This window comes from Streptomyces sp. CC53, assembly GCF_001865245.1.
Lineage (GTDB): Bacteria > Actinomycetota > Actinomycetes > Streptomycetales > Streptomycetaceae > Streptomyces.
Map to the genome: position 1 here is coordinate 1 of NZ_MKXB01000092.1, position 3,374 is coordinate 3,374.

General features: G+C 76.2%; 2 protein-coding genes and 1 pseudogene. 2 read left to right on the forward strand and 1 reads right to left on the reverse strand.

Translation table 11 applies throughout. From position 1 onward, the window contains the following. On the reverse strand, positions 1 to 752 hold a 752-nt coding region (locus BJP40_RS08235), incomplete at its 3' end, for a serine/threonine-protein kinase (RefSeq protein ID WP_143065911.1). Positions 753 to 1,136: 384 nt separating this feature from the next. On the opposite strand from BJP40_RS08235, the gene BJP40_RS08240 reads away from it, so the two are divergent. Both BJP40_RS08240 and BJP40_RS08245 read left to right on the forward strand, forming a co-directional pair. Next, positions 1,137 to 2,843: an amidohydrolase gene (locus tag BJP40_RS08240; protein ID WP_071279814.1), complete on the forward strand. Its 1,707-nt coding sequence runs from the start codon at positions 1,137 to 1,139 to the stop codon at positions 2,841 to 2,843. A gap of 47 nt (positions 2,844 to 2,890) precedes the next feature. After that, positions 2,891 to 3,374: pseudogene (locus BJP40_RS08245) on the forward strand (autoinducer binding domain-containing protein); the annotation flags it as partial.

Consider the following 3,374-nt stretch of genomic DNA (forward strand, 5'->3'; position numbering starts at 1 on the left):
CCGAGCGCCCCGGAGCGCGCCGGGGCGGGCAGCGGGTCGTCGAGCACGGCCACGAGGGTGGCGAGGTTCGTGGCCCGGCGCAGCGGGTGGTGGCCCTCCGCCGCCACGTACAGGAGCATGCCGAGGGACCACAGGTCGGACGCCGGGTTGCCCTCCTCGCCGCGGATGCGTTCGGGGGCGATGAACTCCGGCGAGCCGATGAGGTCCCCGGTCGAGGTGAGCCGGGTCGTGGCGTCCTGCATCGCGGCGATGCCGAAGTCGGTGAGGACGGCGCTGCCGTCGGGGCGCAGCAGGACGTTCGCCGGCTTGACGTCCCGGTGCTGGATGCCGGCGGCGTGGGCGGCGCGCAGCGCGGACAGCACCTGGAGGCCGAGGCGGACGACCTCGTCGACGGGCATGGGGCCCTCGGCCAGCCGGTCGTGGACGGAGCGCCCCTCGACGAGTTCCATCACGATCCACGGGTGGGCGCCGTCGGCGGGTTCCACGATGTGGTGGATCGTCACGACGTGCCGGTTCGACAGGCGCGCCAGGGCGCGGGCCTCGCGGACGGCGCGTTCCCGCAGCTGCGCGGTGAGACCGGGCGTGGCCTGCTCGTCGGCCGGGTCGGGCGGGCGGACCTCCTTGAGGGCGACCTCGCGGTCGAGGGCGAGGTCGCGCGCCCGCCACACGGTGCCCATGCCTCCGCTGCCGAGGCGGGAGACCAGTTCGAAACGCCCGTCGACCACCGGTCTGCCGGACTCGCTCATGCTCATGGCCGGTCATCGTAGGGCGTACGGGTGACAGGCCGCGCCACCGGTCGGCCCCTCGTGGCCCGCCCCTCCGCGGCCGCGTCCGCGGGTGCCTGGGGCCGGGTACGGGGACACGGTCCCGGGCAGGGCGGGAGGCCGGCTCTGTGACGGCCGTCCGGACCCCGTCCGTCTCCGTCCTCCCGGCGGCGGCCACCACGGTGGCGGGTGCGCGGGGAGGCCGTGGGGCAGCCGGGGCCGGTGAGCGGCCTGCTTCGGCGGCAGCACGGTGGTGGGTCGGTCGGATGACCGATGCGGTGGGCGGGGCCCTGGGCGGAGAGTCGGGGCGTTCAGTTCGCATGTCGCGCCCGCTGCCGCAGCCGGCACCGGGCGCGGGGAAAGGAGCCCGTCGTGGCAGCCACCCATCCGGATCTGGTCTTCGTCAACGGCCGTGTCCTCACCGTGGACGCGCGGTTCTCGGTCGCCTCCGCGCTGGCGGTGACCGGAGGCGCCGTCAGCGCGGTGGGGGACCGCCGGGAGGTGATGGCGGCGGCCGGCCCGGGCACCCGGGTCGTCGACCTCGCGGGCGGCACGCTCCTGCCCGGCATCAACGACGCCCACCTGCACGGCTGCGCCTTCGGCATGACCCGGCCGCCGCTCTCCGTGGACCTGGCGGCACCCGGGGTGCGGAGCATCGCGGACGTGGCGGAGGCGGTACGGGCCGCCGCGGAGCGGACCCCGCCCGGGGAGTGGGTCTTCGGTCACGGCTGGGACCCGGGGGTGCTGCGGGAGTGCGCCGCGGACCCGGAGCGGCTGCCGGACCGGTACGACCTGGACGCGGTCAGCCCGGACAGGCCCGTGCTGCTGTACGCGGCGTCAGGGCACGCGACCTGGGTGAACTCGGCCGCGATGGCAGCCGCCGGGGTGCCGCGCGGGCCCGGTGGCGGCGCCGTGCCGGGGCTGGTCGCGGACGCCCGGGGCGTGCCGACGGGGCTGTTCCAGGAGGGCGCGCAGGAATTGGTGCACCGCGCGCTGCCCCCGCTTTCGGCGCGGGTCCGCGCGGAGGCCCTCAGGGCAGCGCTGCGCACGCTGGCGCGGCTCGGTGTCACCAGCTTCACCGAGCCTGGGCTCGGGCCGGGCGGCGACGCGCTGATGCGGGGCGCGCTGGCGGCCGACACCCTGGACGTCTACGGGCGGTTGCTGGCCGACGGTGAACTGACCGCGCGGGTGGGGGTGCTGTGGCTGCCGGCCGGGATGGCCGGCACGGTGGAGGAGTTCGTCCGGGGGCTGGACGCGGTGGCGGGGTTCCGCTCGCCGGATCCGCGGCGGCTGGCGGTGCACGGGGTGAAGGTCTTCGCCGACGGGATCCCGCTGAACCGTACGTCGTGGATGCACGAGGAGTACGTGGGCGGTGGCTTCGGCTGCCTGTGCGTGGGCGGCGACAGCGACGAGGAGCGCAGCGCGGCGGTCGCCGAGATGGTGCGGCACGGGCACGAGGCCGGGCACCAGCTGGGGGTGCACGTCACCGGGGACCGGGCCATCGACACCGTCGTCGACGCCTTCGCGGCCGCCGCGGAGCGGCATCCCCGGCCGGACCCGCGCCACTACGCCATCCACGGCGACTTCCTGACGGCGCGCAGCATGCGGACACTGGCGCGTCACGGCTTCGGGGTCAACATGAACCCGACCATCAAGTGGGCCGTCGCCGACGTCGAGGAGCACTTCGTGGGACCGGAGCGGGCGGCCTACGAGTGGCCGTACCGGGACGCCCTCGACGCGGGTGTGCGGGTGACCAGCGGCTCCGACGCGCCCGTCACGTTCCCGGACTGGCGGCAGGGGGTCTCGACGATGATGCTGCGCGAGTCCCGCGGCAGCGGCCGGGTCAGCGGAGCCGACCAGTGCATCTCCCTGCGGGAGGCGCTGCGGACGTACACGGCGGACGCGGCCTGGCAGGACTTCGCGGAGGGCTGGAAGGGCTCGCTGGAGGTGGGCAAGGCGGCCGACCTGTGTGTGGTCGGGGGCGATCTGCTGTCGGCGGACCCGCACGACATCCCCGGGATGCCGGTCGTGTTCACGGCGGTGGGCGGTGAGGTGGTGCACGACGAGCTGGGCGGGTGAGCGGTGCCCGTTTGACGCACCCGCCGGTGCGTGATCATGCTGGCCGGGTGACGGGCGGGAACGGTTCCGGTGGCGGCGACGTGTGGGGCGGGGCCCTGCGGGTGCGGGAGGCCGCGCTGCGCACCGCGCGCGGCGGCGGTGTCGGGGCGGACGCGCTGCTGGCGGCGCTGTCCGGGGTGGTGGCGCACGACCACGCCTCGCTGACCCGGTGGGATCCGCTGCGACGCCGCCATCTGACCCTGGCCAGCACGTACCCGGACGGCGCGAACGCGTACATCGAGCGGCGGCTGCACGAGGACGCGGGGTTCGCGTCGGTGCGCCGCTCCCCCGCCGGCGCCCGCTGGTGGCACGACGTGCCGGATCACGAGCGGCGGCTGTCGCCGGGGTGGCGGGACACGCTGGAGCCGCTGGGGGTGCGGGACGGGGTCGCGCAGTGCCTGTTCGCCGCCGACGGCCGGTACGTCGGCATGCTTAACGCGAGTGCGACGCGGGGCGGCCGGGGCGACCACGGTGCGGCGCGGGCCGCGGTGG